General features: G+C 60.1%; 2 protein-coding genes and 1 pseudogene. All 3 read left to right on the forward strand.

Annotation, left to right across the window (positions count from 1 at the left end; all coding sequences use genetic code 11):
* Window positions 1–468: 468 nt before the first annotated feature.
* Window positions 469–2,295, forward strand: a complete 1,827-nt coding sequence (locus ACESNG_RS23660) for a GIY-YIG nuclease family protein (protein ID WP_373071173.1) — start codon at window positions 469–471, stop codon at window positions 2,293–2,295.
* Window positions 2,292–3,389, forward strand: a complete 1,098-nt coding sequence (locus ACESNG_RS23665) for a cold shock domain-containing protein (RefSeq protein WP_373071175.1) — start codon at window positions 2,292–2,294, stop codon at window positions 3,387–3,389. Before ACESNG_RS23660 ends, ACESNG_RS23665 begins: the two co-directional genes overlap by 4 nt.
* 146 nt (window positions 3,390–3,535) lie before the next feature.
* Window positions 3,536–3,637: pseudogene (locus ACESNG_RS23670) on the forward strand (BREX system Lon protease-like protein BrxL); the annotation flags it as partial.
* Between the last annotated feature and the right edge of the window lie 203 nt (window positions 3,638–3,840).

The following is a 3,840-nucleotide window of genomic DNA, read 5'->3' on the forward strand; positions in this document are numbered from 1 at the left end:
ACACGCATGGCGTAAGGCCGACCGTCGGAGAGCAAGCTGGGCGATACTTGAAGAAATAGAGAAAAAGGATGTAAGACCTGTAAAATATGTACCTAGTCGCAACAGGGGGACATTGACGTGGTCAGGGGCCGACGGGGATCGGGCTGTCGGACGGGCAATCTGACGGGAACACAGAGCGGTGCACCAATTGATGACACCAAGTCCGTTAATGTCCCGCAGGCTACCGGCCGATCAACCCGACCTGAGAGGTAGCCGCATCGGCGGTGGCGACCAGTTCTGCCACCCGAAAGGTCTCCGGCTCTCCGTACCGAACTGGTAGAATCGCAGTTCGAGTCAGGGGGCTGAATGAGCGTGCTACAGGCGGAGACGTGGCGGACGTTCAACGCGGCGACATCAAGCACCGCGGCCGTGCCATCATCGTGCGGCTTGGTCCGATCTTGGTCCGGTGACGGGTGGCAAGAGATAGTCGTGTTGGATATCGCGGCATTCCTTTCGGAACTTCGAGGTGATCTGCTCGCTATCGCGGACGAAGCGGGAACGGCACCAACAGCCCAGTGGTTCCAGCCCTCCCCACTGGAACTTGAACAGCGGATACGCATCCACCAAGGCGCACGCGAAGCGCTAAGTCCCGGAAGGCCGAAAGTCGTGAACGACTTGGATTCTCTGGCGATTGTCCCACGTTCGTGGGGTCTGTACCGAATACACCGGGCTAAGGACGACACCTGGTACGTGGGCATCTCTTCCAATCTTCGAGCTCGGCTTGGTGCTCACAAGCGAAATGGAATGTTCACGCCTGGCACCGACGACCGTGTCGAGGTCGTCCTCGCCAAGCGACCGGGTGTAGAAGGTGTCATTACCTGGGCCGACTTGCAGGCCGCCGAGAACCGTCACCTTCGGGGGTTCAAGGACAAGGGGAAGCGGGTGGTCAACGTCACCGCCGGAAGCAACGGCCGCCCTCCTGATCAGCGGTTCAACGCCCTCGTCCAACGGGACCTGGAGAACCTGCCGCCCCAGCGTCGGCGGCGGGGCGGCGTCCAAACGCTAATCTGGTACGAAATCCGCGGCGAGGACGAGACCAAGGTTCCTGGGACCGAACACGATGAAGTCCAGTTCGGCTTCCGGTGGCAAACCCTGGACGGAGACTGGGACCTGTGGCTGCATCCCAGAGGGTACCTGAGCGCGCGCGCATCCGGCGCCGGTGCGTACACACGCACTGGCCGAACCACTCGCCTCTCGGCAGATTGGCTTCGTCACCGGTATGCCTCCGAGTGCGGAGGCGCCAGTCTCGACGAGGCACTGAGCGATTTAAACGGCGACTGGCGGCTACCGGATTCGCTGACAGTCCACTTCGAATACCCGCGCCGAAGGGACGTTGATGAGCGAGGCCGTGAGTACATCTCCCCAGCGGCCCTCGAAGGGATCTCGGAATCGGACGTGCGAAAGCACACCCTTCCGTCCAGGCTTGAGCGCGCCGGGTACGTCGTTGATGAGAGCTTCCAGAAGGCCAATTCATTGAATGCTGTGATGCGCGTTACCGCCGTCGGTCACGCAGCCGTGTATGTGAAGACAGAAGAGAACCGCAACGCCGCTCGTGCCGAGGTTCTGGTGTCTCTGCTGTGGAGCCGCCTGTCGTGGTCAGGCTTGCCCGGTAGAGCGCTCCTAGATTCGACCGGTCGAGTCCTGCGTATCCCCGAAGTGGGAGGTGCGGGAGTCGAAGACGCGGGTCCATTCCAGATCGCCTTCCGTATGTTCCCCGACGAGTCAACGAGATCGCTACGCACCGCAGGTGCCGCCAACATCAAGAGGTTGAGCCTGGAAGACCTGCGTTTGTGGGACGAGAGGTCGGTCGTGCAATTTGTCACAGTGAACGCCATCACAGGCAACACCGACCGTCATCGTGGGAATCTCCATTATGGCGTGAAGACGCCAATGTCAGCTGGCATGCCTGCGGGCTGCCTTCTGCCGCTCGACCACGGTAGATGTGTCTTCAACAACATCCCCGATGCGAAACCGGACATTCAGGGTTCGCCCAGCGAGGCGGTCACGGGACAGTTAGGGAATCCCCACCAGTTGCTTCGACCCTTCACCCAGTACATCACCCGCGACCGCGACGCTGCACGTGACATCGTCAGCACGCTTCTCGTTCGCTTAGGGATAATTATGCAGGTGCTAGTAGCCGACCCCGCATGGCACGACTACACCGACGAGCTCCGCTGCCTCGAAGAGCGCACCCTCCTCCTCGCCGCCGACATCGACCGCTTCTTCGACGACTGCAGCAAGGTTGTGCTGCCTTGAGCTTCTTCATAGCGACTTTGACGTTCCCACCTGGAGATCACGCTGGGGCAGTTGTGATCGTGGATGTTGACGCGCGCCGCGTCGAGACCCTCTGGTCAGCCGGAGCCGATCCGGTACCAATGAATGGCCAGACTGCCGACCTCATCGACAAACTCATGCTAAAGGAGCCTGCTGACCTAGTAGGAGCGGAGACGACGAACCTGACTGCCAGCATCGGCGAACTGGCTTCCTACCCATCCAGGGCTGAGGCACTCGAGGCGGCTGACCGCGTCTTAGCCAAAGCTCAGGGCGGAGTTGAACATAGAACGGAGGTACCCAGCGACATCGCTCGACACCTCCGCGGCCTCATATTCTCCTTGGAGAATTTTCGGGCACAAGTGAACAAGTTGCTCGACGAGATTGACGTTGTTGCCCGCAACGGAGTGGAAGCGTTGAGCCGCCCCATAACGCTGCAGGACCGGCGCACCGGGCAAGAGGGATCGGAGCCCTCGGACTACACAGAGGTCCTACGGTTACTCGAGGTCGTCACTAACGACGAGCCCACGAAGGACTCGGTGAGTGGCACCGGGACGGTGAGGTCGGCGTCGGAGCCCCGTCTGTTCGACTCCGCCCTGAGCAGCCGCGTGGTTAAGGCTCTCAGAGTCGCTGGCATCCAGAACGTCGACGACCTCATCAAACTGACGCGTGCTCAGGTCCGAGGCATCCCCAACATCGGTCGGGAGGCTATGAAGGAGATCGACGAGGCCCTCATCGTCTGGGATATGACCCTGAAGAGGAGAACGTCTAATGCACTTGGGCATGCTGACACGGGGGCAGCCGCTCCGCTGGTCCCGAATCGGCCTAAGTCGAAGAGGCGGCATTCGATTGATGACCGGCCTGCTGTCCGACGAAACGGTCACATCAAGAGTTTCGACTTCGCCAAGGGATTCGGATTCATCGTTCCGGATGGGGAGACCAACGATGTCTTCTTACACATTTCTGAGTTCCAAACTCCAGTAAAGGAGCGGCCCATCATCGGTGAACTTGTGACGTTCGAAACTGAGCAGGACCTCCGTGGCCCCCGCGCCAAGCGCGTGCGACGACAGGGGAGTTGAAGGGAACTACCTGCGACAGGCGACCATGGGCGGATTAACAACATTCGCGTGGCTCGGGCTTGGCAGTGATTCGTTCGAGTATGACGCCACTCGTTTACGCCGGTGACCATGCAAGCGCGCGGGACATTTTAATGGTCCTCCCGTGAATTGGTCACCTGCTGTTCCCTCTACCGCCGGAGATGCGCGACGACACTTCGTTCATGGACCGGATCCACGAATACCTTCCCGGGTGGGACGCGCGACGCATGAAACTACGCCGGCAATGCGCAGCAACAGAAAACTCTTCCATGACCGGGCTACTCATTGACACGCATAGGTTAGAGCAAGAAATGCCAACACTGCACGCCCCCGGATGCGGGAACAAAGTCAACGGACGTGACGACGTACACCACTTGCACTACCCAGATGTTCCCGGAAGCGAGACGGATGAAGACCTGATTCTGTTATGCCG

Origin of the sequence: Gemmatimonas sp. (assembly GCF_041689975.1) — a bacterium.
In the GTDB taxonomy this organism is placed as follows: Bacteria; Gemmatimonadota; Gemmatimonadetes; order Gemmatimonadales; family Gemmatimonadaceae; genus Gemmatimonas.